The organism is Pseudomonas sp. UBA7500 (assembly GCF_002478435.1).
Classification (GTDB): Bacteria; Pseudomonadota; Gammaproteobacteria; order Pseudomonadales; family Pseudomonadaceae; genus Aquipseudomonas; species Aquipseudomonas palmensis.
Window position 1 is genome coordinate 1 of the sequence record NZ_DLNW01000012.1, and the last position, 3,465, is coordinate 3,465.

At 64.5% G+C, this 3,465-nt stretch carries 2 protein-coding genes; both read left to right on the forward strand.

Annotated features, from left to right (window positions below):
• Positions 1-281: phosphopantetheine-binding protein (locus B4I46_RS06840; protein WP_286899244.1), on the forward strand; the 281-nt coding region annotated here is incomplete at its 5' end.
• Positions 282-292: 11 nt separating this feature from the next.
• Positions 293-3,465, forward strand: a 3,173-nt coding sequence (locus B4I46_RS06845) for an amino acid adenylation domain-containing protein (RefSeq protein WP_414708921.1), incomplete at its 3' end; no start/stop codon positions are given.

Consider the following 3,465-nt stretch of genomic DNA (forward strand, 5'->3'; position numbering starts at 1 on the left):
GGGCGCAGGTGCTGCAGGTGGAGCAGGTGGGCCTGACCGACAACTTCTTCGAGCTGGGCGGGCACTCGCTGCTGGCAACCCAGGTGATGGTGCGGCTGCGCGAAGTGCTGGGCATCGAGGCGGCACTCAAGGACCTGTTCGAATACCCCGAGCTGGGGGAGTTCGTGCGCAGCCTCGAGGAAAAAAACCTTGGAATTGATCCACTTCAGGCGCAATTGGCTAAATCCCTGGAGGCACTCAAACGTCTAACTACGGAGGAACTTGATGAGCTGATTTCTTAAGGGGTATTCCAATGCAGGCGTTGCTCGATTCCGTAAAATCGCTGTCTCCCAAAGAGCGCAAGGCGCTGGCCACGCTGCTCAAGCGTCAAGGCGTGAATCTTTACGGCGTCGCCCCCATCTCCCCGAGGGGAGCGGGGGAGCCTGCAGTGCTCTCGTATGCCCAGCAGCGTCAATGGTTCCTGTGGCAACTGGAGCCCGAAAGCACCGCCTACAACGTTCCGGTCGCCCTGCGTCTGAAGGGCGACCTGGACCTGGAGGCCTTGCGTTCGAGCTTCCAGGCGATGATCGATCGTCACGAGATCCTGCGCACCACTTTCCAGCAGGACGGCGATCATGCCGTTCAACTGATTGCACCGGCTACTGCCTTTTCGTTGCAGGTCCAGGCTCTGGACCACGCACCGGGCGCTGACCTGGAGCCACTGCTCAAGCGTCAGGTAGAGGAGGAAACCCAACGGCCCTTCGATCTCGAAAAGGGGCCGCTGCTGCGCGTGAAGCTGCTGCGTCTGGCTTCGCGCGAGCATGCGCTGGTGCTGACGCTGCACCACAGTATTGCGGATGGTTGGTCGATGCCGATCATCGTCGATGAATTGATCCAGGGTTATGAAGCCAGCCGTAGCGGGCAGTCGGCACAGCGGCCGGCACTGCCGATCCAGTACGCCGATTACGCGATCTGGCAGCGCGACTGGATGGAGGCCGGCGAGCAGGAGCGCCAGCTCGCCTACTGGCAGGCCAGACTGGGCGGCGACCAGCCGGTGCTGGAGCTGCCCACCGATCACCCGCGGCCTGCGGTACAGCGCGATGCCGGTGCCAACCTTGGGCTGGAACTGCCCGGCGAGCTGGCCCAGCGCCTCAAGGTGCTGGCCCAGCAGCAGGGCGTGACCTTGTTCATGCTGTTGCTGGCCAGCTTCCAGTGCCTGCTGCAGCGCTATTCGGGCCAGCACGATATCCGCGTGGGCGTGCCCATCGCCAACCGCAACCGCGCCGAAACCGAGGCCCTGATCGGCTTCTTCGTGAACACCCAGGTGATGAAGGCCGATTTCGACCTGCACACGACCTTCCTGGCGCTGTTGCAACAGGTCAAGCAGGCTGCAATCGAGGCGCAGGCCCATCAGGACCTGCCGTTCGAACAACTGGTGGATGCACTGGAGTCCGAGCGCAGCCTCAGTCACAGCCCGCTGTTCCAGGTGATGTTCAATCACCAGGCCACCTCCCGGCAGCAGACCCGCCTGCTGTCGGACCTGACCGTGGAGGTGCTGGCCTGGGAGGAAAGCAGTGCCCAGTTCGACCTGTCGCTGAACACGGTCGAGCACGCCTCGGGTATCGCGGCGACGCTGACCTATGCCACCGACCTGTTCGAACGCAGTACCATCGAGCGGATGCTGGGGCACTGGCACAACCTGCTGCAGGGTATTGCCGATCAGCCTGAACGACGCATTGCCGAGCTGCCCCTGCTGGACCCCCGGCAGCGTCAGCAGGTGCTGGGCGACTGGAACCGTACCGAGGCGGCATATCCTGTCGATCGTTGCGTGCACCAGCTGGTCGAGGCACAGGTGGCCAGCACCCCGCATGCCACCGCATTGGTGCATGGTGAGCAGGTACTGACCTACCAGCAGCTCAACCGGCGTGCCAACCAGCTGGCGCACAGATTGCGCGAGCTGGGTGTGGGGCCCGAGGTGATGGTGGGGGTGGCGCTTGAGCGCAGCCCCGAGCTGGTGGTGGGTCTGCTGGCGGTGCTCAAGGCAGGGGGGGCCTATGTGCCGCTGGATCCGGAGTACCCGCAGGAACGTCTGGCCTACATGATCAATGACAGTCGGGCCTTGCTGTTGCTGTCGCAGTCGAGCCTGTTGCCACGCCTGCCCGAAGGCCTGCGTGCCCAGGCCGTACTGCTCGACCAACTGGTGCTGGATGACTGCCCCGACGCTGACCTGCCGAACCTGACCGCACCGGGCAACCTGGCCTACAGCATCTATACCTCCGGCTCCACCGGACAGCCCAAGGGCGTCCTGATCGAGCACCGCAATACCGTGGCTTTGATCGCCTGGGCGCAGTCGGTGTACAGCCCCGGTGATCTGCACGGGGTGCTGGCATCCACCTCGGTGTGTTTCGACCTCTCGGTGTGGGAGATTTTCGTCACGCTCTCGTGCGGCGGCTACGCAATTGTGGCCAACAACGCGCTGGAATTGCCCACCCTGGCTGCCCGCGACCAGGTGAGTCTTATCAATACGGTACCTTCGGCAATCAAGGCGCTGCACGATGCCGGGCAGCTGCCTAGCAGCGTGCGCATGATCAACCTGGCCGGCGAGGCGTTGAAGCAGTCGCTGGTCGACCAGTTGTATCAGGCCGGCGGGGTGGAAAAGGTCTACGACCTGTATGGCCCCTCCGAAGACACCACCTACTCGACCTTCACGCTCAGGACAGCGCAGGGCCGCGCCAACATCGGCCGGCCGATCAGCAACAGCCGGGTCTACCTGCTCGACGGTGCGGGCGGCACGGTGCCGGTGGGCGCTGCCGGCGAGCTGTGCCTGGCAGGTGCCGGACTGGCCCGTGGCTATGCCGGGCGCGCCGCACTGACTGCGGAAAAATTCCTGCCCGACCCGTTCGACACCAGCGTGCAGGGTGGCGGGCGGCTGTACCGTACCGGTGACCTGGCGCGCTACCGCGAGGACGGGGTGATCGAGTACGTGGGGCGTATCGATCATCAGGTGAAGATCCGTGGCTTCCGTATCGAGCTGGGCGAGATCGAGGCCAGGTTGCAGGCCCACCCGGCGATCCGAGAGGCAGTAGTGATCGATGTGCCAGCCGCCAGCGGTCGACAACTGGTGGCCTACCTGGTGCTCGACGCGCCTTCGCTGCCCGACGACGAAGCGCAGAAGCGTCTGCGCAACGACCTGCGCGAGCACCTGAAAGCAGCGCTGCCGGACTACATGGTGCCGGCGCACCTGATGTACCTGCAGGCCCTGCCGCTCACCGCCAATGGCAAGCTCGACCGCAAGGCACTGCCCGAGCCCGATGCGAGCCAGTTGCAGCAGGCCTATGTGGCACCGCAGAGCGAGCTCGAACAACGCATCGCGGCGATCTGGGCCGGCGTGCTCAAGCTGGAGAAGGTGGGCCTGACCGACAACTTCTTCGAACTGGGCGGCGACTCGATCATCTCGATCCAGGTGGTCAGCCGCGCGCGCCAGGC